General features: G+C 64.8%; 19 protein-coding genes and 2 pseudogenes. 13 read left to right on the top strand and 8 right to left on the bottom strand.

What is annotated here, in order from left to right; genetic code table 11:
- Positions 1-7: 7 nt before the first annotated feature.
- From J7I84_RS16075 to J7I84_RS16060, 4 genes and pseudogenes are all read right to left on the bottom strand, one after another.
- A complete protein-coding gene (locus J7I84_RS16075; protein ID WP_214945541.1) occupies positions 8-496 on the bottom strand; it encodes a hypothetical protein in 489 nt (162 codons plus the stop codon).
- 100 nt (positions 497-596) lie between these two features.
- Positions 597-1,064, bottom strand: a complete 468-nt coding sequence (locus J7I84_RS16070; protein ID WP_214945540.1) for a DUF2199 domain-containing protein — start codon at positions 1,062-1,064, stop codon at positions 597-599.
- 336 nt (positions 1,065-1,400) lie between these two features.
- Positions 1,401-2,099, bottom strand: a complete 699-nt coding sequence (locus J7I84_RS16065; protein WP_214945539.1) for a TIGR02569 family protein — start codon at positions 2,097-2,099, stop codon at positions 1,401-1,403.
- A gap of 97 nt (positions 2,100-2,196) precedes the next feature.
- A pseudogene (locus J7I84_RS16060) lies at positions 2,197-3,202 on the bottom strand (IS481 family transposase).
- 1,094 nt (positions 3,203-4,296) lie between these two features.
- Between J7I84_RS16060 and J7I84_RS16055 the strand changes: the two are divergent.
- The 4 genes from J7I84_RS16055 (at position 4,297) to J7I84_RS16040 (ending at position 9,215) form a co-directional block, all read left to right on the top strand.
- Positions 4,297-5,205 carry a LysR family transcriptional regulator gene (locus J7I84_RS16055; RefSeq protein WP_214945538.1) on the top strand — a complete coding sequence of 303 codons (909 nt, stop codon included), beginning with the start codon at positions 4,297-4,299 and terminating at the stop codon, positions 5,203-5,205.
- 143 nt (positions 5,206-5,348) lie between these two features.
- Complete coding sequence (locus J7I84_RS16050; protein WP_214945537.1) at positions 5,349-6,446, top strand: tartrate dehydrogenase; 1,098 nt, start codon at positions 5,349-5,351, stop codon at positions 6,444-6,446.
- A 128-nt stretch (positions 6,447-6,574) separates the two neighbouring features.
- The gene (gene dctA, locus J7I84_RS16045) at positions 6,575-8,053 is read left to right on the top strand and encodes a C4-dicarboxylate transporter DctA (RefSeq protein ID WP_214945536.1); all 1,479 of its coding nucleotides are present in this window, start codon (positions 6,575-6,577) and stop codon (positions 8,051-8,053) included.
- A gap of 1 nt (position 8,054) precedes the next feature.
- Positions 8,055-9,215 (top strand): glycerate kinase, encoded by a 1,161-nt coding sequence (locus tag J7I84_RS16040; RefSeq protein ID WP_214945535.1) that lies wholly within the window; start codon positions 8,055-8,057, stop codon positions 9,213-9,215.
- Positions 9,216-9,328: 113 nt separating this feature from the next.
- Here the strand turns inward: J7I84_RS16040 and J7I84_RS16035 are convergent, their stop codons facing one another.
- Positions 9,329-9,796 (bottom strand): MarR family winged helix-turn-helix transcriptional regulator, encoded by a 468-nt coding sequence (locus tag J7I84_RS16035; protein ID WP_214945617.1) that lies wholly within the window; start codon positions 9,794-9,796, stop codon positions 9,329-9,331.
- A 130-nt stretch (positions 9,797-9,926) separates the two neighbouring features.
- Between J7I84_RS16035 and J7I84_RS16030 the strand changes: the two genes are divergently transcribed.
- From J7I84_RS16030 to J7I84_RS15990, 9 genes and pseudogenes are all read left to right on the top strand, one after another.
- Positions 9,927-10,868 (top strand): SDR family NAD(P)-dependent oxidoreductase, encoded by a 942-nt coding sequence (locus J7I84_RS16030; protein WP_214945534.1) that lies wholly within the window; start codon positions 9,927-9,929, stop codon positions 10,866-10,868.
- Between the two features lie 2 nt (positions 10,869-10,870).
- Positions 10,871-11,761 (top strand): amidohydrolase family protein, encoded by an 891-nt coding sequence (locus J7I84_RS16025; protein WP_214945533.1) that lies wholly within the window; start codon positions 10,871-10,873, stop codon positions 11,759-11,761.
- 1 nt (position 11,762) lies between these two features.
- A complete protein-coding gene (locus J7I84_RS16020) occupies positions 11,763-12,980 on the top strand; it encodes an acyl-CoA dehydrogenase family protein (protein ID WP_214945532.1) in 1,218 nt (405 codons plus the stop codon).
- Between the two features lie 69 nt (positions 12,981-13,049).
- Positions 13,050-13,505 carry a MaoC family dehydratase gene (locus tag J7I84_RS16015; RefSeq protein WP_214945531.1) on the top strand — a complete coding sequence of 152 codons (456 nt, stop codon included), beginning with the start codon at positions 13,050-13,052 and terminating at the stop codon, positions 13,503-13,505.
- 136 nt (positions 13,506-13,641) lie between these two features.
- Positions 13,642-14,968 (top strand): annotated as a pseudogene (locus tag J7I84_RS16010) (MFS transporter).
- 7 nt (positions 14,969-14,975) lie between these two features.
- Positions 14,976-16,538, top strand: coding sequence for an o-succinylbenzoate--CoA ligase (gene menE, locus J7I84_RS16005; protein WP_214945530.1), 1,563 nt, complete (start codon positions 14,976-14,978; stop codon positions 16,536-16,538).
- A 103-nt stretch (positions 16,539-16,641) separates the two neighbouring features.
- On the top strand, positions 16,642-17,673 hold the full coding sequence (locus J7I84_RS16000) for a bile acid:sodium symporter family protein (protein WP_214945529.1): 1,032 nt from the start codon (positions 16,642-16,644) through the stop codon (positions 17,671-17,673).
- A gap of 125 nt (positions 17,674-17,798) precedes the next feature.
- Entirely contained in the window at positions 17,799-20,264 is a 2,466-nt protein-coding gene (locus J7I84_RS15995) for a molybdopterin oxidoreductase family protein (RefSeq protein WP_214945528.1), read from the top strand.
- Entirely contained in the window at positions 20,261-20,743 is a 483-nt protein-coding gene (locus J7I84_RS15990; protein WP_214945527.1) for a hypothetical protein, read from the top strand. Before J7I84_RS15995 ends, J7I84_RS15990 begins: the two co-directional genes overlap by 4 nt.
- Positions 20,744-20,770: 27 nt before the next feature.
- On the opposite strand, the gene J7I84_RS15985 is transcribed toward J7I84_RS15990, so the two are convergent.
- From J7I84_RS15985 to J7I84_RS15975, 3 genes are all read right to left on the bottom strand, one after another.
- On the bottom strand, positions 20,771-21,571 hold the full coding sequence (locus J7I84_RS15985; protein WP_214945526.1) for a MerR family transcriptional regulator: 801 nt from the start codon (positions 21,569-21,571) through the stop codon (positions 20,771-20,773).
- A gap of 56 nt (positions 21,572-21,627) precedes the next feature.
- Entirely contained in the window at positions 21,628-21,765 is a 138-nt protein-coding gene (locus J7I84_RS15980) for a hypothetical protein (protein WP_214945625.1), read from the bottom strand.
- A gap of 127 nt (positions 21,766-21,892) precedes the next feature.
- Complete coding sequence (locus tag J7I84_RS15975; protein WP_214945525.1) at positions 21,893-22,192, bottom strand: DUF4193 domain-containing protein; 300 nt, start codon at positions 22,190-22,192, stop codon at positions 21,893-21,895.
- Positions 22,193-22,333 lie beyond the last annotated feature (141 nt).

Genomic DNA, 22,333 nt, shown 5'->3' with positions numbered 1-22,333 from the left:
CCGGACGCTAGACGATGGCTCCGTTACTTAGCTGCAAGGACCATGAGGCTTTTGGTGTGGGAATAGCGTAGGCAATCAAGATGCTCGCCACGGCCAGAAGTACCTCCACGGCCGCTTGCAGAGGCCTGGCCCGGTATTTAGGGTAGGCCAGCCGGACCAGGGGGACTACCGGGAACAGGAACAGGCCGAGGCTGAAGACCACCCAGATGGTGTTAAACGCGAAAACCACCAGGCCCAGCACCAGCAGCCCAAGGAATTTCAGAACGTCCACGGCCCGGAGCGGGGTTCCCGTCGTCGATCGGCTCAGCAGCAGCCCCCAGGCCGGGAGCCCGAGCAGCCAGCCGCCGCACCAAAAACCCAGGTCCAGCAGTGCCAGGACCACGAGCAGGGCGCCGGGAAGCAGGAACGCCGCGGCCTGCCGCAGTAACGGGAGTTTGCCGGGTGGACCGAAGATGCACACCCCGATAAGCAGGTAGGCGGCCACGTACCCGGGCAAACGGGCACCTGCGTGAGGCCGAACACCAAGAGGGTGAGTGCGGGGACCATGACGCGGACTGCGGCGAACGTCCATGGGCGGCCGGCTGGCCGCTGCTGAATCACGGCAGTGACGCCAAAATGTTATGTGGCCACTCCTTGATTAGCACATCGTGCAGCTCCTGGTCCGAGCTGGACACGCAGTACGGAGTCTGGTCCACGTTGAGGACAGCCAAATCCACTGGCACCGCGAACAGGCCCCAGGGCTGAATCTTGTTAGCCAGGTACCCGGTGAGTTCCAGATCGGCGTACTGGGGCGCGTTCCAGACTCTGAAGGCGTGCTGGAGGTCACTGGGGTGGATGGCAATCCAGACCCCAAACCGGAACTCGTGGCCGCCCTGCAGCTTGATCGGAAGCAGGGCACGGACGAAAGGACTGATATTCGGGATTTGCATGAGCGTGGCTTTATTGGGGTCCGGGTCGCTCAGCCAGCTGTCCTCCGCGCGGTGCTGTTCAGGGCTCTCAAGCACCGGATCCGGGAGCCGGAACCGGACATCTCTGTCGTGGGCCGCCAGAGCCTGCCCGCACATCCCGCACGAGCGCTTCTTACCGAACATCAATCCCCCAATTGGTAGTTGCTCAGGTGAGTCTATGACGCGGGCCCAGTCGAAGCAGCACAAGGTAGGCAGGCCTTAAACGATTAACCCGTCGTCTAACTTCCGGGCGGGTACGACTTAAATTTTCCAGCTAATTTGGCAGCACGAAATGGATCAAGGCAACACGGTTCAGGGCAAAGGGTCTGATATCTCCAGCGTTTCACTCCACATCGGTTATGAGGCAGCTGATGGGGTAACGACGCGGGTTCAGCTGTCCCGTATGGGGATCGCTAACCGGGACACGCGTTGTCCGAGGCGCGGATTGCGTGCTCAGAGGCCGATCGCGGCGGCTGCTGTATCGTAACGGGCGATCTCGCCGGGGAATGCGTCAAGGCCTATTCCATCGTTTGCGCGTTCCTGAGTCGTGAACGCCCGGAACAGAAGTGCGCGCGCTACAGCAGCGACACGCACACCCAGTTCATCCGGCAAGGAAGCGGGCGCACGGTGCCAGCAGAGCGCATCGGCGAGGACGACGCCCTCGGCATACGAGGGCGGGCGCCAGTAGGGCGACACATCGATGACCGCTGGAGCCATTTTTGGGGCGAGCAGCACGTTCCTGGTCAGATCACCATGGACCAACTGGGCAGGGCCTAAGTCCGTGCACCCTTCACGGAGCCGCATGACGATTGGGCGCAGGGCGGGCGAGGCATTCAGGTCGTGGTCGTCCCATGCCCGTCGATCGGCGCGAGACCACCAGGTGTCTGACCGATTCAAGAACGGTGGCTTCGGAAGCCGGGAGGTGGCTCGATGAAAGGCCCGTCCTGCCTCGATGATCTCTCGCCATGCCGCGTTCCTAGCGTGGTCTGGCTCTTTCCCTGCAACCAAGAAGGTCGCCGACCAGCCCTCGTGCGTCCACGCACCGTCCAGGGTGGGAACAGCCCGTGCGAGGCGGAAGCCTTCGCCGGCGATCCTACCCAGGGCAGACCCGAGCCACGCCTGATACTCAGGATCGGCGCCGGGCTTGAGCACCACCCCACCCGAGGCCCATGAAGTCCCCTGCCCACCGGGGATCGGACGAGCGGGCCCGCTCAACCCGAATGCCCGCATTGTTTCAGGACTAGGTGTACTAACCCGGTTGGTTGGTGACGCGGCTGGCGGGTGAGGCGCCTTTGAGTGCGGTGTGGGGCCTGCTCTGATTGTAGTAGTCGATGAAGTCCAGGACAGCAGGCTTGGCGTTCGGTCTCTGAGCCATAGGCTCTGGCATAGGCCCATTCCTCTTGCAGAATGCGGTTGAAGCGCTCGACCTTGCCGTTGGTCTGGGGCCTGTACGGACGGGTGCGTTTGTGCTTGATCCCGGCCTCGGCCAGGACGGCGGCGAAGGCCCGGGAACGGTAGCAGGCCCCGTTGTCCGTGAGCACTCTCTGGATTTTGACGCCCTGGGCGGCGAACGCGGTGATGGCGTTGCGCATAAAGGCCGACGCGGTCTCCTTGGTTTCGTCCGGCAGGATCTCGGAGTAAACGAACCGGGAATGGTCATCCACGGCGTGGTGAAGGAATGTGTAGCCCCTGACCTGACCACGGTCCTTGGGCCGGCCTTCGGCGAGGTTCCTGGCCCGGGAGTTCGCCTCGCCCTGCACCCGCCCGTGGATGCGGTGCCCTCCACCGTTGGGGATACGTCCGAGCTTCTTGATGTCCACGTGGATCATTTCCCCTGGCCAGCCGTACTCGTATCGGCGGGCCCGGTCCCGGCCGCGGACCCGGATCCCTGTTGCCGGATCTGTGAACCGCAGCGGCGGACAGAGGTAGCGGGTGAGGATGCGGTGGACGGTGGAGACGTTCAGGTGAAGGTGGTAGGCAATTCTGGCCGGGCCCCAGCGCCTGCTCACGCGCAACCCCAACACACGCCGTTCAGTGCGCATCCGGGTCCGGTGCGGGCAGGTCAGTGGCCGGCTCCTGCGATCCTCCAGGCCAGCTTCACCGAACTCCCGGTAGCGGCGGGACCAGCGCGCCGCCGTTGGGACAGAAACGTTGAACCGCTCAGCAGCCCGGCGCAACGGCCACCCATCAACAACAATGCAGCGGGCCAGCTGCAGACGCCCCGAATAAGCCAAAAACGCGTTACGGTGGGACACGAGGACCTCCTGGTTTGTGTTCGCTCTCGACAAGCAACACACAACACCCGGAGGTCCTCTTATTGCGTCAAATCAATTCCCGTGTCACCAACCTGCCGGGACAGTACAACTAGGCGCTTCACCAGGCTGAGGGATATTCACCGGACAAGTCCCACATTTCGGCCGGGCGACCACGCCGGACCGCGTCTTGTGTCGTCACCATTCACGTGGCGGGTGCACTCTTGGGGATCCCCCATCGGACATTCCTTTGCCTCCGCTTTTGTCAGATTACAGAGCGCGCCCACGCCGCTCCCAATCAGCTCTCGCAGCCTCTTCTTCCTCCCAGAACCTGCCATCGTGGTGGCGAACATATAAGAGGTAGACCAAGGCTGTCACACCAAATATCAAAGCTGTGAGGGTCCAATAGTCCTTCGAAGCCCAGACGGTTGCCGACGCCAAGTGCATGATTACTGGAACGAGCTGCAGAACTGTCCACAAGGACCATATGACGAACTGCCAGCGGAAGGCGCCGCGCGTCATCTTCGGCTGCAGTCTTTTCGGACCCTTCTTGCCCCCGCTCATCTGCCGAGGCTACAACTCTTGATCGCAGTTTGAGAACCAAGCCTGCAACGGTACGGGCGCCCGCAAGACGGTCCCTCACCGCGACAACCCGCTCTGACGTGCGGTTCTGAGGGACAGCAGTTTGCGCTGTCCCGTATACCCCGCCCGCAAAACTGCCCGGTGAAGGTGCCCTAAACGCTACACATGTCGCTAAGTCGCTTGCGACATCCTTGCGCGAGGAAACCAAGCCACCCGGATACGATGTGGCGGTTTGGGCAATGTTCATGAAGTAACTCCCGGGTCACGTCGGACAGATGGGACCCAGAGCGAAAGCAGCCACCTGGTGGCGTCCGTCAGAGGTGGGAGGTGCCTCTGACACAGGAGGGCAACTTTGTTGGTACCGATCATGTGCTTCCCGTTACGGCCTCTATTTTGAGAGGGCGCCGGTTGTGATCCGTCTAATAGGCGTAGGCTATCGACGGCTGGCGGCGGGTCTTTGAGCCCTGTAGCCGACCGCGTGCAGAAACCCATGAGCGGGTGATTTAGGAGTTCGAGTGGATACCCGGAAGCTGAAGTATTTTCTGGCCGTCGTAGACCACGATGGCTTCAATCGCGCGGCGGAGCACCTGCTGATTGCGCAGCCGTCCCTTTCGCAGACGATTGCCGGTCTGGAGAGGGAACTAGGGGTGCCGTTGTTCCACAGGATCGGACGGCGCGCTGTTCTCAGTGAAGCAGGTCAGGCGTTGGTTGGGCCTGCCCGGCTGGTGATGCGGGACCTGGACGCGGCTCAGTCGGTGGTGGGGGCGCTGAGGGGTGTTCGGAGCGGCCGGTTGGATATCATCACGATGCCGTCCCCGGGCATTGAGCCGTTGACCTCGATGATTGCCGGCTATACCAGGCTTCATCCCTCCGTCAGGCTTAATGTCAGTGCCGCGTTCACGCCGGAAGAAGTCATTGAATCCGTGCGCAGCGGCAGCACAGAGATCGGGCTGGCGGGCTCACCCAATCCGATCCGGGTACCCGGCGTTCGCGTTCTGGAGCTGGAACGCCAGCCCTTGATCCTGATCGTGAACCCGCACACCGATAGCTTCCGGCCCGGGAAGGCAATTGAGCGGGAAGACTTGAGCGGGCACCGGCTGATTGCCAGCCAGCGGGGATCGTTGATGCGTTGGCTGGTCGATGATGCCTTGGCCCAGGGCGTCGACATCGAAATCGTGGTTGAGGTCGCGCATCGGACGTCGATTTTGCCGCTGGTCTTAGCTGGCGTCGGCCACGCTGTCATGCCCTCCTCATGGGCGCCGCTGGCTCATAAATCCGGGCTGCGGACCCTTCTGATCGAGCCGGTTTCCCACCTCGACGTGGCCATCCTGAGCCGCAAGGAAGACCTCACTCCAGCCGCGAGGGCATTTCTGGAAGTCGCGGCACTGCACGTCGTAGAGGGGTCCAAGGCAGGCGATGCCTAATCAATAGGCTTCGCCTATCTAGCGGATTCAATCTTGGTCTTGGACGCCGCGGAACGGCAGCCCGTCTACTTGAAGAGGAAGGAACGGTGTGACCCGCTAACAAGGGAAATCACCACGCAACACTCAACGAGGAGACATGGCACATGAGCGCCACCCAGAAATTCAGCATCGCATCCATCCCCGCAGACGGCGTGGGCAAGGAAGTTGTTTCCGCCGGCCGACGGGTCTTGGACGCCCTGGCAGAAAACTCCGGCGGTAGGTTCGCCTTCGACTGGACCGAGTTTCCCTGGGGCTCGGAGTACTACGCAAAGACCGGCCTGATGATGGACCCCAAAGGCCTGGATGCCCTGAAGGACTTCGACGCCATCTACTTCGGCGCCGTCGGCTGGGAAAACGTCCCCGACCACATCAGCCTTTGGGGCCTGCGGTTGAACATCACGCAGAACTTCGACCAGTGGGCCAATATCCGCCCGGTGAAGTTCCTGCCGGGAGTCCAGTCCCCGCTCCGCAAAGCTGACAACACTGAACTCGACTGGGTAGTTGTGCGCGAGAACAGCGAAGGCGAATACGCCGGACTGGGCGGCCGGAACCTGTCCGGACGCGGTCCCGGCAACGAGGTTGCCCTGCAGACCGCACTGTTCACCGAGAAGGGCTGCGAACGCATCATGCGCTTCGCTTTCGATCTGGCACGGACCCGCACGGTTAAGAAGGTCTCCTCCGTCACCAAATCCAACGCCCAGCAATACGGCATGGTCCTCTGGGACGAAGTCTTCAACCGCGTGGCCCTGGACTACCCTGACGTCCAGACCGAAAGCGTTCTGGTGGACGCCATGAGCGCTAAGTTCATCCTCAAACCCGAAGACCTCTCCGTGGTGGTGGCTTCCAACCTCAACGCTGACATCCTCTCGGACCTTGGCTCGGCTCTTGCCGGCAGCCTGGGCCTGGCGGCCAGCGCAAACCTCAACCCGGAGCGCCGCTTCCCGTCCATGTTCGAACCGGTCCACGGTTCTGCCCCGGACATCGCCGGCAAGGGCATCAGCAACCCGATCGGTGCCATCGCCTCAGCTGCCCTGATGCTGGACCACTTCGGCCTGCACGAGGAAGCCCGCAAGGTGGAAACCGCGATTGAGCAGACCACCGGCGCCGGCTACCTGACCCGCGACATCGGCGGCGAAGCCAACACCGAAGACGTCACCGAAGCCATCATCAAGGCCCTGACCAGCACGCTGGCAGCCGTCTAGCCACACTGCCGGCGCGCCCCGGCCACCGGCCGCCGCAACAAACGCCCGGGACGGGCGGCTCTGTACAAGTTCCTGCCCGTCCCGTGCACTCAACTTCTCCACAGACATTCCACAATGAGGTAGGAATCATGGACCACATCACCACCGCCAGCGGCACAGCGGCCGGCGCGAAAGCGCCGAAAGCGCGTTGGTACCACCAGTTGTATTTCTGGGTACTTACCGCGATTGTCATCGGCATTCTGGTCGGCTGGCTCGCCCCCGCGACCGGGATCGCCATGGAACCGATCGGCACTACGTTCGTCAACGCGATGAAGATGCTCATCGGGCCTATCGTGTTCCTCACGATCGTGGGCGGCATCGCCAGTGTCGCGGACCTGAAAAAGGTCGGCATGACCGGGCTGAAAGCCCTCACGTACTTCCAAATCGGCACCATCTGCGCTCTGGCATTCGGGCTGGTCGCCATCAACGTCTTCCGCCTTGGAGAGGGCGTCAACGCCGACCCGGGGGCCATCAAGACCTCCGACTCGGCCGCCAAGCTGATCGACGCCGGGGCCCACCAGGAATGGTGGCAGTTCATTACCAACATCATCCCCACCAGCGTTGTCCAACCGTTCGTCGCGGGCGACATCCTGCAGATCATCTTCATCGCCGTCGTCTTCGGCATCGCCCTGAACGCCATGGGCAAGGTCGGGGCCCCCGTTCTTGACGGAGTGCAGCGCCTCACCGGGGTCATGTTCAAGATCCTGAACTTCATCATGAAAGCGGCCCCGCTGGGCGCCTTCGGGGCCATGGCCTTCGCCGTGGGCAAGTATGGAGTTTCTTCCCTGTCCAGCATGGGCGGGCTCATCGCGTTGTTCTACGCCACGTCCATCCTGTTCGTCGTGGTGGTCCTCGGTTCGGTCATGGCCTTCCTGAAGCTGAACATCTTCAGCATGATCCGGCACCTCAAAGAGGAATACATGCTTATCCTCGGCACCTCCACTGCCGAGCCCGCTCTGCCCGGCCTGATGCGCAAGCTGGAAAACGCCGGCGTAAAGAAGGAAACCGTCGGTCTCGTCGTCCCCACCGGTTACAGCTTCAACCTCGACGGCGCCGCCATCTACCTCTCGCTTGCCGCCCTTTACATCGCCCAGGCCACCAACACGCACCTGAGCCTCGGCCAGCAGCTGGGACTGCTCGCCGTCATGCTCCTGACCTCCAAGGGCGCGGCTGGCGTAGCCGGCGGTGGCTTCATCGCCCTGACCGCCACCCTTGCCACCATCGGCACCATCCCCGCGGCCGGCATAATGCTCATCTTCGGCATCGACAAGTTCATGTCCGAATGCCGTGCCCTGGTGAACTTCACCGGCAACGCCGTGGCCACTCTCTTCATTGCCTGGTGGGACCGCACCCTGGACGCCGACCGCGTCCGCCGCGCCTTCCGTGGCGAAACCGTGGAGCCCCTCCCTGCTGAAGACCCGGTCCATCTTGACGACGTCACTGACCTTGACGACGACCTGACTAAATACGGGCACCATTCCCCCAAGCAAGCCCACGAATCCGGGGATCTGGCGCCCAACCACGTTGCTGATGCCGAACGCCGGCCCGCCTACTCGAAAAATGCCTGACATGACCAGCACCGCTGTCCCGAAAACCGTGCGTACCCTCATCGCCCCCGACAAGTTCAAAGGCAGCCTCACCGCCGGCGAGGTGGCGCGGGCCCTGGCAGCGGGGCTTCGGTCCGCCGCTGATGTGCCCGGTGCGGCCGGGGCGGTCCAGTGCGAACTTCTTCCCCTGGCCGACGGCGGCGACGGCAGTGTTGACGCCGCCGTCGCCGCCGGCTTCACCCGCCGCACCTACACGGTTGCAGGTCCCACCGGCCAGCCCGTCCTGGCAAGCATCGCGTTCGACGGCACCACCGCCGTGGTCGAGGTCGCCAATACCTGCGGACTGGCGCTCCTGCCCGAGGGTAAGCTGGAGGCCCTAAAAGCCTCCAGCCGCGGTTTCGGTGAGGCCATCCTGTTCGCACTCAGCCTCGCCCCGGCCCGGATCGTGCTGGCCCTCGGGGGAAGCGCCAGCACCGACGGCGGGATGGGAATGCTCGCTGCCCTGGGTTACAGCTTCCGGGATGCCGACGGGCGTCGGCTTTATGGCAGCGGGCGTGAACTGGTCCAAATTTATTCCGTCCACCGCACAGCGCTGCCGGAACTCACCGATACAGAGTTGATCGTTGCCAGCGACGTGCTTAATCCACTACTCGGTTACAGCGGAGCTCCGGCGGTCTTCGGCCCACAAAAGGGCGCGAAGGCCGAGGATCTTGAAATTCTCGACGCCGGTCTGGAGCACTACGTGTCGACACTGGCTAAAGCAGGTTTCGCCGACGCCGCTGCATTGGCGGAGCACGAAGGCGCCGGGAGCGCCGGCGGCATCGGCTACGCCTGCCTCCTGCTCGGGGCCCGGCAGGTCTCCGGCGCCGATTACTTCCTGGACCTGCTGGACTTCAACACCCGCAAGGACTCTTGCGACATAGTCATCACCGGCGAAGGCAGCATCGACGAACAGACCCTGGCCGGCAAACTCCCCGCAGCGGTCGCGCGGCGGTCAGGAAACCGCCCCATCATCGCCGTCGCCGGACGCTCCCTCCTCCCGAAGGAGCGCTGGTCCGAAATGCCCTTGACCCGGGTTTACACACTGACCGAATACACCGATCAGGACTCTTCGAAAGACCCCGAACTTTCTGCCTCACTGCTGCGCAGGATCGGGACGGACATCGGAAGAAGCCTCCTGTAGCTATTCAGACGCTGCATCAAACAGGAAATGCCTGCCCGTACCACGTATGGGTAGGCAATTCCCGTTAAGAGACCCTCGCAAGCCTCTTGTACAAGAAACCCAAGCTGGGGCAGTTACTCCGCCGCGCCCCACAGCGCCTTGCGGAGCAGCCGCTTCAATTCCTGCGACTCATCGTCAGAAAGCCCGGCCAACTGTGTTAGCTCCGCCGCGTCCATTGAAGCGCGCGCTTTGGTGTGCATTTTTCGTCCCTCGGCCGTGGAAACAATGATTTTGGCGCGCCGGTCCTGCTTGCCCTGCGCCCGCTCCACGAGGCCACGGCGCTCCAGGTCGTCCACCAGGGTCACCACCTGGCTGGGGTCCAGGCTGAGGAAATCCGCCAGTTCGCGCTGCGTCGGCTCCAGTCCGCTGCACGCCAGCGTGAGGATGGAGAAGGAGCGCTCCCGCAGGCCGAAGTCAGCCAGGGCCTTGTTGTTCAGCACCGAGCCCGCGGCATGCAGTTTGGCCAGCAGCAGGCCCACATCACTGCCGATCCTGGCGGCCGCAAGGCGGGGGGTCTGAACGTCTGTGCCCAAGGTGGCCATCACAACTCCGGTGTAAAAAACAATCGTTGACTTTTTCAATGATCCGTATTTTCATTGATCTCAACAAGGATCTCACACGGCAGTGGGACCACCCCAACGGCTTCGGCCGGCGCATGCGAAGGAGCAGGCCATGAGCTTGAACGGCAAGGTTGCAATCGTCACCGGCAGCGGGCAGGGCCTCGGCCTCGCCTACGCAAGGGAACTCGCCCGCCAGGGTGCCGCCGTCGTCATCAATGACGTCAATGCCGACACCGCCGCGCAGGCAGTCGCGCAGATCGAGGCCGACGGCGGCCGCGCCACCGCCGTGGTGGTCCCGGTGGGAACCACAGACGCTGCCAAGGCCCTGGTGGCCGGCGCCGTGGACACCTTCGGCCGGCTGGACATCCTGGTCACCAACGCCGGGATCCTGCGGGACAAGTCCCTGCTGAAGATGACGGACGAGGACTTCGACCTGGTGATCAACGTCCACCTCAAGGGCACCTTCACCTGCGTCCGCGAGGCCTACGCCTACTTCAAGGAACACAACGTCCAGGGCCGCATCATCACCATCGGTTCGCCCACAGGCCAGCGCGGCAACTTCGGCCAGACCAATTACGCCGCCGCGAAGGCCGGCATCGTGGGCATGGTCCGCACCTGGGCATTGGAAATGACGAAGACCGGCGTCACGGTCAACAGCGTCATCCCGGTGGCCGCCACCGCCATGACCAAGACCGTCCCCTATTTCCAGAAGGCCGTTGAGGCGGACGAGCGCGGCGAGGCCATGCCGGCCTTCTTCCGCCACGACCTGGGCTTCGGAACGGCCGACGACGTCTCCGGACTGGTTGCCTTCCTCGCCTCCGCCGAGGCAGCCGGCATCACCGGCCAGGCCATCGGCGCCGGCGGTGACCGCCTGCAGGTCTGGACCCACCCGGAAGCAGCCACCACCGAGTACCGCGAGGGCGGCTGGAGCTACCAGGCACTCAAGGAAAACGCGGGCCAGCTGTTCAACGCCGAAACCCTCCAGAGCTACGGCGAGGAATTCCTGCCGCTGCCGGAGGACCTGAAGCCGGCACAGCCTGCCGAGGCCCGCTGACCATGGCCGACCGTTACGAACTGGACATCGACCCGGCGAAACTCGACGCCATCGACATGCACGTCCACCTCGAGGTGGACAGCTGCGGGCACGGCTCCCTGCCGGAGGCACTGACCGAAGCCTCGGCCAAGTACTTCAAGGCCGAGGACCGCACCCCATCCCTGGACCGGATCGCCGAGGTCTACCGCGAACTGAACATGGCCGCCGTCGTCTTCACCGTTGACGCCCGCACCCAGCTCAAGCACGAACCCAACAGCATCCCCGAACTCATCGCCGGCGCCGCCCGGAACAACGACGTCCTGATCCCGTTCGGCAGCGTTGACCCCCGCACCGGCGAGGACGCCATCGCCGGGGCCAAGCACCAGGCCATCGAACTCGGCGCGCGCGGCTTCAAGTTCCACCCCTCGCTGCAGGGCTTCGACCCCTCCAGCGAGCGCTTCTACCCGCTCTGGGAAACCCTCCAGGAACTGGGCCTGCCCGCCATCTTCCACACCGGCCAGAACGGCATGGGCGCCGGCCTTCCGGGTGGCTACGGCATCAAGCTCGCCTACTCCAACCCGCTCCTTCTGGACGCCGTGGCCGCCGACTTCCCGGGCCTGCAGATCATCATGGCCCACCCCTCGGTGCCGTGGCAGGACGAGGCCAACTCCATTGCCACGCACAAGGCCAACGTGTTCATCGACCTCTCCGGCTGGTCGCCCAAGTACTTCCCGGAATCCCTGGTGAAGGCGTCCAACTCCTACCTGCAGGACAAGGTGCTGTTCGGCACCGACTTCCCGCTGATCACCCCGCAAAAATGGCTCGGCGCCTTCGCCGACCTGCCCCTTAAGGACGACGTCCGGCCCAAGATCCTCAAGGACAACGCGGTCCGCCTCCTTGGGCTGGGGGCCTGAGATGGGCACGCTGACGACGGCGGATGCCGCCCTGGGTGCCCGGCTGTACGAAGTAGCGGACTGGTACGACGCCGAGTCCCTACTCACTCCCGAGGAGCGCCAGGTCCTTTCCCGCCTCCGGTCGTTCCTGGACACAGAAGCCAGGCCCCTCCTGGCCGAGTACTGGGAACGCGGGGAGTTCCCGGAGCAGCTCGCCCGGCCGCTGATCGACCTGGACCTGATGGAACCTGCCGAACTCACGGCTGACGGCCCGGCCCGCGGCATTTACCAGGGCTTTCGGATCTTCGAGCTTGCCCGCACGGATGCGTCGCTGGCCACCTGGTACACCGCCCAGGCCGGCCTGTTCCGGACGGCCATCCGGGTGGGTGCCTCCGAGGACCATCAGGCCGAATGGATGCCCAAGGTCCTCGACTTCTCGCTCAAGGGCGTGTTCTCGCTGACCGAACCCGAGTCCGGATCGGACATCGCCGGCGGCCTGTCCACCACTGCCCGCTTCGACCCGGACGCCGACACATGGGTCCTGGACGGCGCGAAGCGCTGGATCGGCGGCGCCGCCACCGCGGACGTCCTCGCGGTGTTCGCCAGGGATGCCGCTGACGGGCAGGTCAAAGCCTTCCTCGTTGACCGTAAGGCGCAGGGCGTCACCCTGGAAAAGATCCACGGCAAGACCGCGCTGCGGATGATGCAGAACGCCCACATCACCCTCAGCGGTGTCCGCGTCCCCGAGCCGATGCGCCTGCAGAACGTGAACTCGTTCAAGGACGTTGCCGCGATGCTGCGGGCCATGCGATCGGACGTGGCCTGGATCGCCACCGGCATTGCCGCCGGCGCCTTCGAAGCCGCCCTGGCCTACGTCAACGAACGCCGGCAGTTCGGCCGCACCCTCGGCTCCTTCCAGCTGGTCCAGGAGAAACTGGCCCGCATGCTGGGAAACGTCACGGCCAGCCTGTCCCTGGTGGTCCGGCTGACCGAGCAGCAAACCAAAGGCATCTACCGGGACCAGGACTCGGCCCTGGCCAAGATGCAGACGTCCCTGTTCATGCGCGACACCGTAGCCCTGGCCCGCGAAGTGGTGGGCGGCAACGGCATCACCCTCGCGGCCGACGTCGCGCGCTTCCACGCCGACGCCGAAGCCGTCTACTCCTACGAAGGCACCCACGACATCAACGCCCTCATCATCGGCCGCGCCCTCACCGGCGAAAGCGCCTTCACCCGCTGAACCCCGCTTCACCCGCTAAACCCAGCAACAACACCGCAAGCAACCACAAACCCAAACCAGGAGGCAACGATGCCCAATCTCGTGGTCGATTTCGACACCCTGCTCACCCTGTCCGGCAAGGACCTTGGCACCACCGACTACCGCCAGATCACCCAGGAACAGATCAACCTGTTCGCCGACGCCACCGACGACCAGCAGTGGATCCACACCGACCCCGAACGCGCCAAGGACGGCCCGTTCGGTGCCCCCATCGCCCACGGCTTCCTCACGCTCTCCCTGATCATCCCCTTCTGGGGCGAGCTGTTCGACGTCGATGGCGTCACCACCAAGGTCAACTACGGCCTGGACAAGGTCCGCTTCACCTCCCCGGTCACGGTGGGCTCCAAAGTCCGCATGCAGGCCACCATCGCCGACGTAACCGAGGTTAAGGGCGGCGCCCAGATCAAGGTCAACGCCACCATCGAAATCGAAGGCCAGGAACGCCCCGCCGTCGTCGCAGAATTCCTCGCCCGCTTCTACAAGTAGCCGCTTCTACAAGTAAGCCACTTCTACAAATAGGGCCCACCCAGAAGCAGCACCATCAGCAAACCGGCGGTACCCCCGCGGCGACGCCTCCTCCGGCAACCCCAAAACCCCCTTCCCTCCGTCCCTAGGAACAGCCATGTCCGGACACACCACGCTCGCACCCGCGGGCACGGCCGCCAAGCGCAAGGAAGCGCGCACGGTCATCCTGTCCAGCTATTTGGGCAGCACCATCGAGTTCTACGATTTCCTGCTTTACGCCACAGCCGCAGCAGTAGCGTTCCCCAAGGTCTTCTTTGCCGGCATGGACGATTGGGTGGGCGTTGTGGCCGCCTACGCCACCTTCGCCGCCGGCTACGTTGCCAGGCCGCTGGGCGGCGTCATCTTCGGCCACTTCGGTGACAAGGTGGGCCGCAAGGGGAATGCTCATCATCTCCATGGCCGTAATGGGCATCGCCTCCACGCTCATCGGCTTGATTCCGGGTGCAGGCGTGATCGGACCCTGGGGAGCCGTCATCCTGGTGCTGCTGCGGGTCTGCCAGGGCATCGCCGTCGGCGGCGAATGGGGCGGGGCCGCGCTGATGGCGCTGGAACACTCCGACCCCAAGCGGCGCGGCTTTGCGGCCTCCTTCGTCAACGCCGGCGCCCCCACCGGCGCCGTGCTGGGCACCCTTGTGATGGGCGCGTTCTCGGCGCTGCCGCAGGATGCGTTCCTGGCCTGGGGCTGGCGCGTGCCGTTCCTGCTGTCCTTCGTCCTCCTGATCGTGGGCATGTTCGTTCGCCTCAGAGTGTCCGAAAGCCCGATCTTCGCCGAGGCCGTGGCCAAGGAAAGCGCCCAAGGGACCAAGCGAAAGATTCCGCTGCTGGAGGTGCTTCGCCGCCCCAAGGCGCTGATCATGATCATGTTCGCCGGTGCCGCCGGATTCGGACTGCAGGTGGTGCTGCCTACGTTCTCGGTGACCTACGCCGTCTCCAAGGGCGCACCGCAGCAGGGAGTGCTGTATGCGTTCGCGGGAGCCTCGGCCATCTCCATCATCTTCGTCCTCCTGGGCGGCCGCCTGTCCGACCGTTTCGGCCGCCGTCCGGTGATGATCGCGGGCCTGGCCCTGTTCATCGTGTACCTCTTCCCGATGTTCGGCATGCTCGGCTCCGGCAATGTTGGCATGGTCTTCCTGGCCTTCACCGTGGCGCTGATCCTGCACTCGTCCCTCTACGGGCCGCTGGCAGCGTTCGTCTCCGAACAGTTCGGCACCACGTCCCGCTACACCGGCGCCGCCGTGGGCTACCAGCTCGCCACGCTCATCGGCGCAGGCTTCACCCCGGGCATCCTCGCCGGGCTCTACAAGGATTCCGGGCAGAACATCCTTCCTGTGGTGGTGTTCCTCTCCGTCATGGCCCTCGTCTCGATTGTCTTCATCGCCCTGACGCGGGAATCTAAGAACAACGACCTCACCACGGTCCGTTAGGAGAACCATGGACAACAACGGAGTTGGATCCTGGCTGCAGCGCCGCCGCCGGAAGTCGGGTTCCAAGGCAGCCCTCGTGTCCCGAGCCGGCACCCTGAGCTACGAAGAGCTTGCCGAACGGACCGACCGCCTTGCCAACGCGCTCCGCGACAGGGGAGTGGCCAAGGGGGACCGGGTGGCCTACCTCGGGGAGAACCACCCTTCCTTCGTGGAAACGTTCTTCGCGTGCGGCCTCCTGGGCGCCATCTTCGTGCCGCTCAACACCCGGCTCGCCCCGCCGGAACTGCAGTTCCAGCTGCAGGATTCCGGCGCCCGGCTCCTGGTCAATGCGGCCGCCCTGGAGGCCTCCGCAGCCGCGGCACTGGAGGGGACCGGCATTGCCCACCGCCTGGTGGTAGCGGCCGACGGCGGGACGGAACCTTCCGCCGTAATGGCACCGGCCGCCGTCGAACGCTTCGCCGCGGTTTCGCATTACGAGGCGGCGCTGCAGGCAGCGTCGCCCGAACCGATCGACGTGCCGGTGGGCCACGACGACCCGGCCATGATCCTCTATACCTCGGGGACCACGGGGAAGCCCAAGGGTGCCTTGCTGACGCACGGGAACATCACGTGGAACTGCATCAACACCATCGTGGACATGGACCTGAACCGCAACGATGTGGCGCTGATGATCTCGCCGCTGTTCCACGTGGCGTCGCTGGACATGGGGCTGCTGCCCATGCTGCTCAAGGGGGCCACCGTGGTGCTTGAGGCCAAGTTCGATCCCGCCCGCGTCCTGGAACTGATCCAGGAGCACAAGGTGACCACCCTGAACGGGGTGCCCACCACGTTCCAGCTTCTCTGCGAGGATCCGGGATGGGCAACTGCGGACCTCAGTTCCCTGGACAAGCTCACGTGCGGCGGCTCCGCCATTCCGCGCCGGGTCCTGGACGCCTATGAGGACCGCGGCATCGGCTTCACCAGCTGCTACGGCATGACCGAAACAGCCCCCGGTGTCACCATGCTTCCCGTGGACCGGTCCCGCGCCAAGGCCGGCTCGGCGGGCCTGCCGCACTTCTTCACGGAGGTCCGGATCGCCGATCCCATGGGCGGAACGGTGGCACCGGGCGAGGTGGGGGAGATCCAGATTTCCGGTCCCAACGTGATCAAGGAGTACTGGAACCGCCCGGAGGCGACAGCTGCCAGCTACGCGGACGGGGCCTGGTTCCGCTCGGGTGACATGGGCTACCGGGACCAGGAAGGTTTCCTGTTCGTCTCGGACCGGCTCAAGGACATGATCATCTCCGGTGGGGAGAACATCTACCCGGCCGAGGTGGAAGCCGTCATCGCGGAGCACACCGCCGTGGGCAGCGTAGCCGTCATCGGCGTCCCGGATGACAAGTGGGGCGAGGTTCCCCAGGCGATCGTGACCCTGCGCGAGGGCGGATCACTGACCGCGGAGGAACTGCGCGGCTTCCTCGATGGCAGGCTGGCCCGCTACAAGATCCCCAAGTCGCTGGTGGTGGTGGAGGACATGCCGCGCACCGCCAGCGGCAAGATCCGGAAGATGGAGCTCCGTAAGCAGCTCTGACTACTGATGTCACGGGGAGTCCGGGCGCAGTATGGTTCCGCCGTTGTTACCGTTCACGGTCATCAATTGGCGGAACCGTACCAGCCGGTGCCACCATGATTGGATGCTTGAGGCAACTAAACCCCAGAATTCGGACGGGACACCCGTCAACCCCGCGCTGCAAGCGGAGAGCAGGATCGCCCGCATCGCCGTGACGGTGTTCCCCATCCTGGTGGTCGTCGCAGGCATCCTCGGCTTCCTGCTCCCCGGAGTCTTCAAACCCATGGCCCCCAGCGTGCCCTATCTGCTGGGCATCATCATGTTCTGCATGGGCCTCACGCTGACTCCGCCGGACTTCGCCGCGGTGGCCAAACGCCCGTGGGCGGTGGCGCTGGGCATCGTGGCGCACTACGTCATCATGCCCGGCGCCGGCTGGCTCATCGCCGGCGCCCTCAACCTCCCGCCGGAACTGGCTGTCGGCGTGATCCTGGTGGGCTGCGCGCCCTCCGGTACGGCCTCGAACGTCATGGCCTTCCTGGCCAAGGGCGATGTTGCCCTGTCCGTGGCGGTGGCCTCCGTCTCCACCCTGATCGCCCCGATCGTCACCCCTTTGCTGGTCCTGTTCCTCGCGGGTTCCTACCTGCAGATCGACGCCGCGGGAATGGTCCTGGACATCGTCAAGACCGTCCTGCTTCCCGTAGTCGCCGGCCTCCTCGCCCGGCTCTTCCTCAAGAAACTCGTGGCCAAGGTGCTGCCCGCACTGCCGTGGGCGTCCGCCGTCGTGATTTCCCTGATCGTGGCCATCGTGGTGGCCGGAAGCGCCAACAAGATCATCGATGCCGGGGCTATCGTGTTCCTCGCGGTGGTGCTGCACAACGGCTTTGGCCTGGGCCTGGGCTACCTCGCCGGCAAGCTGGGCCGCCTGGACGACAAAGCCCGCCGCGCCCTCGCGTTCGAAGTGGGCATGCAGAACTCCGGCCTGGCAGCGACCCTTGCCACGGCCCACTTCACGCCCCTGGCCGCACTGCCCTCCGCGGTCTTCTCGCTGTGGCACAACATCTCCGGTGCCATCGTGGCGGCCTGGCTGGCCCGGCGGCCGCTGCAGGACAAGCGCGTGCTTCAGGACGAGCCGGCCACGCCCGGAAAACAGGCCTGACCAGCGCCGCCACCTTTCCAGAGCCACCAACCCGTCAGTTTCCGCCAGCCCTTTTTGGGTACGGGAGCCGGTAGGGACAACGCCGTTCCGGCGCTGTCCGCCAGTTCCTGCGAGGAGATGGACAGATGACTCGGATTGACCGAATAGCTGAACCATGGGGGACACGGACGCCATACGGAAGCGGCGGTGAATGGCCGGTCCGGGTGGACACCCACCTGGCCGAGGGGGTGGCGCCGGAGGACGTGGACCGGTGGGTCCAGACGGCGTCGCTCCTCCACTCAAACGGCGACGCCATGGACATCGCGGTCAAGGACAAACGGATCGTCGGCGTGCGCGGGCGCGCCTCGGACCGGGTCAACCACGGCCGGCTGGGACCGAAGGACCTCTACGGGTGGCAGGCGAACGCCTCACCGGACCGGCTCACCAAACCCCTCATCCGCGAGGGCGGAAAACTGGTGGAGACGGACTGGGACACCGCAATGAAGCGCGTCGTGGACAGGTCGAAGTCGCTGCTGGCGGAGCAGGGCCCCAGCGCCATCGGTTTCTACACCACCGGCCAGCTCTTTTCCGAGGAGTACTACACCCTGGGCACCATGGCGCACGGCGGCATCGGCACCAACCACGTGGACGGAAACACGCGGCTGTGCACGGCCACGGCGGGGGAGGCGCTGAAGGAATCGTTCGGCTGCGACGGCCAGCCCGGCTCCTATACGGACGTGGACCACGCCGACGTCATCGCACTGTACGGGCACAACGTCGCAGAGACGCAGACCGTCCTCTGGACCAGGATGCTGGACCGGCTGGCGGGACCCAACCCGCCCAAAATCATCTGCGTCGATCCACGGATGACGCCCGTTGCCAAGGCCGCCACCCTCCACCTGGCGCCGAGGCCCGGCACCAACGTGGCCCTGATGAACGGCATCCTGCACGAAATCATCCGCAACGGCTGGATTGACCAGGAGTACATCCAGGCCCATACCGTGGGGTACCCGGAGCTCGAAAAAGAGGTCAGGAACTACCCGCCGGCACTGGTGGCGGAAATCTGCGGTGTCCCGGCGGAGCAAATCCAGGAGGCAGCGAGCATCATCGGCCATGCCGAGCGGCTGCTGTCCACGGTGCTGCAGGGCTTCTACCAGTCCAACCAGGCCACCGCGGCCGCCGTCCAGGTCAACAACGTGAACATCATCCGCGGCATGCTGGGCAAGCCCGGCTGCGGCATCCTGCAGATGAACGGCCAGCCCACCGCCGAGAACACCCGTGAATGCGGGGCCGACGGCGACCTCGCCGCCTTCCGCAACTGGTCCAACGATGCCCACATCAAGGACCTGGCCCGGGTATGGAACGTGGACCCTATGTCCATCCCGCACTACTCCCCGCCCACGCACGTCATGCAGATGATGCGGTACGCGGAGGACGGCTCCATCCGGATGCTGTGGGTCAGCGGCACCAATCCCGCCGTCTCGCTGCCCGAGCTGGCGCGCATCCGCGGCATCCTGGAGCAGGACCGGCTGTTCCTGGTGGTGCAGGACATCTTCCTGTCCGAGACAGCCCAGCTGGCCGACGTCGTCCTTCCCGCCGCCACCTGGGGCGAAAAGACCGGAACCTTCACCAACGCGGACCGCACCGTCCACCTCTCGGAGAAGGCGGTGGACCCTCCCGGCGAGGCCAAAGCTGACCTGGACATCTTCATCGACTACGCACACCGGATGGGCCTGCAGGACAAGGACGGGCAGCCCCTGATCAAGTGGCACGATTCCGAATCCGCCTTCGAAGCCTGGAAGGCATGCACCCGAGGGCGCCCCTGCGACTACACGGGCATCACCTACGATAAGCTGCGCGGCGGCTCCGGCATCCAGTGGCCGTGCAACGAGGAGAACCCGGACGGCACGGAACGCATCTACGCCGATGGCAAGTTCTGGGCACACCCCGAGTACTGCGAAACCTACGGCCGCGACCTGATCACGGGTGCCCCTGTGGACCCGGCCGAGTACAAGGCCCTCAACCCGGAGGGCAAGGCCATCATCAAGGCCGCCGAGTACATGCCGCCCCACGAGTTGCCCAGCCAGGACTTCCCGCTCCAGCTCATCACCGGCCGCACGCTCTACCAGTTCCACACCCGCACCAAGACCGGCCGGGCGCCGGAGCTGAACGCGGCGGCACCGGACGTGTGGGTGGAGTTGTCAGCGGACGACGCCGGCGCGTACGGGATTGCCGAAGGTGACCTTGCGGAGGTGGAGACACCCCGTGGGTCCGTCCGTGCCAAGGTGCGGATCAGCGGCATCCGGAACGGCGTGCTGTTCCTGCCCTTCCACTACGGCTACTGGGACACCGACGGCGGCCACCAGCCGGACGGGGCGGGCAGGGCAGCGAATGAGCTCACCATCACGGACTGGGATGCGGCATCCAAGCAACCCATCTTCAAGACGGCAGCTGCGCGTATCACGCGGGTTTCCGGCGGTGACGCGCCGTCCCCGGCGCCTACCAACACCGCGTCCGCCCCTGTTGGCGACTTCCCGGAAGACGCCAGGACCAGGGGAATTGCCACTGCCCTGGCAGACGAAGCGACCGGTACGGCAGGAGGGGCACGATGAAGTTCGGTCTGGTTCTTGAGGAAATGCACCGATCCGAAAATGACCTGGCGCACCACTTGCTGACCATCTCGGAGCGGCACAAGGTGGACCACGAGATCTACCACCTGGCGCGGGACCTGGCCCGCTGGTCCCAGCAGCACGTGCGGGATATCGCGGCCATGGGCAAGAACTACGGCCTGGACCTTGACCCTGAACCGCGGGGCGAAATGGGGCTGATGGAAACCATGCGGGAGAAGGGCAGCGAAATGGCGGGCCGGCGCCCTGAAACCGGTTTGCTGCTGCTGCGGGATCTCCGCGAGCTCTACCTGAAGGCCTGCGGGGTGTCGGCCGACTGGGAACTGCTGGCCCAGGCCGCGCAGGGGATGAAGGACAAGGACCTGCTGGCCCTGGCCGAAAAGTGCCATCCCCAGACCATCCGCCAGATGAAGTGGGCCAACGGCAAGCTGAAGGAATCGGCCACCCAGGTGCTGGTCAGCTGAGGGGAACTGCCAGGCAAGGCGGGGTCGTCAGCTGACGTCCCCGCCCTCCGCCGTGTCCTGGGCTGCGCTGTCCTGGGCTGCCTTCCGCGCTTCCTGCAGGTGCGCCAGCAGCGCCTGCATTTGTTGAGCGGTCCAGGGCAACGCGCTGCTCAGCTCGGCGCTGTTCTCGCTCCACATGGAGCGGGCTGCCGCCTTGGTGCCCTCGCTGCTGTGAAAACGGGAGCCCAGCTCATCCCAGCGGCTCACCAGTCCCGTTGCTTCGACGCTGGTGGCGGGGACACCGCCGTCGACCTGGCGCAGGCCCTCCTCAACCAAGCCCACCCACTCGTTCCGTGAGTCCTCCGTGGCTTCCTGGCCCAAGCGGGCACGCTGCCCGTCGAGTTCCCGGCGCTGGTCCTCCGTGAAGTAGTTCTCAAACATGCTCATCCTTTCCAGTACGGTCATGAAGTAGGCGGGCTCAGCGTCCCCGTTTCCGTTGAGGCGGTCCAGCAGTTCCCGGATGGTCCGCTGGAGCTGCTCCAGCTGCAGGGCCTGTCCGCCCAAGGCATCAAGCTGCCGCAGCAGCAGCTTCTGCAGGGACTCCGGACCCCGGTCCGATCCGCCCAGCACCATGGCGATGTCGCCAAGCGGCATTCCCAGGCTGCGCAGGGACCGGATGCTGTAGAGCTGCCGCAGATCCTGCTCCGTATAGCGACGGTGGCCGGCCGCGGTCCGCTCGCCTGCCCGGAGCAGCCCGATGCTGTCGTAGTGGTGCAGCGCCCTGACAGTAACGCCCGTTGCCGCGGCCAGCTCGCCGATGCTCCAGCGGGGTTCTTCGAAATCCTCCATACCGCCAACCGTAGGACCTGACGCGACGTCAGGTTCAAGCCCGGTGCCCTAATTCCTTAGCCAGCGTGCCGTGGCCGCCGAACCAGTTTCATTCGCGCACCTCCGCCCGAGGCCATGTAATACGGGACCGCCTCGCCGGGCAGCGCGTTGGCCACCAGGAGCTGCTTGTTCATTTCCTTAACGCTGAGGGACATGGTTTACTTCTTGCCAGTCGGCCGGCCCTTGCCGGAGCGTGACCTACATCATGGCTGGCGCGCGCTCCGGCCACGAGGCCGGATTCCATTAGTTGAAAACCGAACCTGGCCGGCCAAGGTCCCCCTGCTAGCCCTCACATTCCTTGCAGTACTTCCTGCCGTCCTTCTCACGGGCCAACTGGCTGCGGTGGTGCACCAGGAAGCAGGACATGCACGTAAATTCGTCTGCCTGCACAGGGACCACCTGGATGAGGAGTTCCTCGTTGGAGAGGTCTGCGCCGGGCAGCTCGAAGCCGTCCGCGAGGTCCGATTCGTCCATGTCGGGAGCGGCCTCACGTCGGCCGGACTTATCGGACTTCAGCTCCTCCAGGGCGACGTTCGGCTCTTCCTCCGGAGCCACCCGCGGAGCGTCGTAGTCAACTGACATGTGGTGTGTTCTCCTGTCCAGCTGCTGATGTCCAGAATGTTCCGGACAGATCGACAACGCCGGATGGGCGCAACTAATTCCCGGCAAGAATTTTCGACGACGGAGGGTCCCCACGCGCCGCACGACAGGCCTTCCGCGGAG

It is taken from the genome of Arthrobacter sp. ISL-85, assembly GCF_018613675.1.
Lineage (GTDB): Bacteria > Actinomycetota > Actinomycetes > Actinomycetales > Micrococcaceae > Arthrobacter.
This window is presented reverse-complemented; position numbering and strand designations above follow the sequence as displayed.

Bases quoted from the DNA above. Each gene is read 5' to 3' on its own strand.
- J7I84_RS16070 (WP_214945540.1), bottom strand. From the start codon at position 1,064: ATGTGCGGGCAGGCTCTGGCGGCCCACGACAGAGATGTCCGGTTCCGG.
- J7I84_RS16050 (WP_214945537.1), top strand. From the start codon at position 5,349: ATGAGCGCCACCCAGAAATTCAGCATCGCATCCATCCCCGCAGACGGC.
- dctA (WP_214945536.1), top strand. From the start codon at position 6,575: ATGGACCACATCACCACCGCCAGCGGCACAGCGGCCGGCGCGAAAGCG.
- J7I84_RS16040 (WP_214945535.1), top strand. From the start codon at position 8,055: ATGACCAGCACCGCTGTCCCGAAAACCGTGCGTACCCTCATCGCCCCC.
- J7I84_RS16035 (WP_214945617.1), bottom strand. From the start codon at position 9,796: ATGGCCACCTTGGGCACAGACGTTCAGACCCCCCGCCTTGCGGCCGCC.
- J7I84_RS16030 (WP_214945534.1), top strand. From the start codon at position 9,927: ATGAGCTTGAACGGCAAGGTTGCAATCGTCACCGGCAGCGGGCAGGGC.
- J7I84_RS16025 (WP_214945533.1), top strand. From the start codon at position 10,871: ATGGCCGACCGTTACGAACTGGACATCGACCCGGCGAAACTCGACGCC.
- J7I84_RS16020 (WP_214945532.1), top strand. From the start codon at position 11,763: ATGGGCACGCTGACGACGGCGGATGCCGCCCTGGGTGCCCGGCTGTAC.
- J7I84_RS16015 (WP_214945531.1), top strand. From the start codon at position 13,050: ATGCCCAATCTCGTGGTCGATTTCGACACCCTGCTCACCCTGTCCGGC.
- menE (WP_214945530.1), top strand. From the start codon at position 14,976: ATGGACAACAACGGAGTTGGATCCTGGCTGCAGCGCCGCCGCCGGAAG.
- J7I84_RS16000 (WP_214945529.1), top strand. From the start codon at position 16,642: ATGCTTGAGGCAACTAAACCCCAGAATTCGGACGGGACACCCGTCAAC.
- J7I84_RS15995 (WP_214945528.1), top strand. From the start codon at position 17,799: ATGACTCGGATTGACCGAATAGCTGAACCATGGGGGACACGGACGCCA.
- J7I84_RS15990 (WP_214945527.1), top strand. From the start codon at position 20,261: ATGAAGTTCGGTCTGGTTCTTGAGGAAATGCACCGATCCGAAAATGAC.
- J7I84_RS15985 (WP_214945526.1), bottom strand. From the start codon at position 21,571: ATGGAGGATTTCGAAGAACCCCGCTGGAGCATCGGCGAGCTGGCCGCG.
- J7I84_RS15980 (WP_214945625.1), bottom strand. From the start codon at position 21,765: ATGTCCCTCAGCGTTAAGGAAATGAACAAGCAGCTCCTGGTGGCCAAC.
- J7I84_RS15975 (WP_214945525.1), bottom strand. From the start codon at position 22,192: ATGTCAGTTGACTACGACGCTCCGCGGGTGGCTCCGGAGGAAGAGCCG.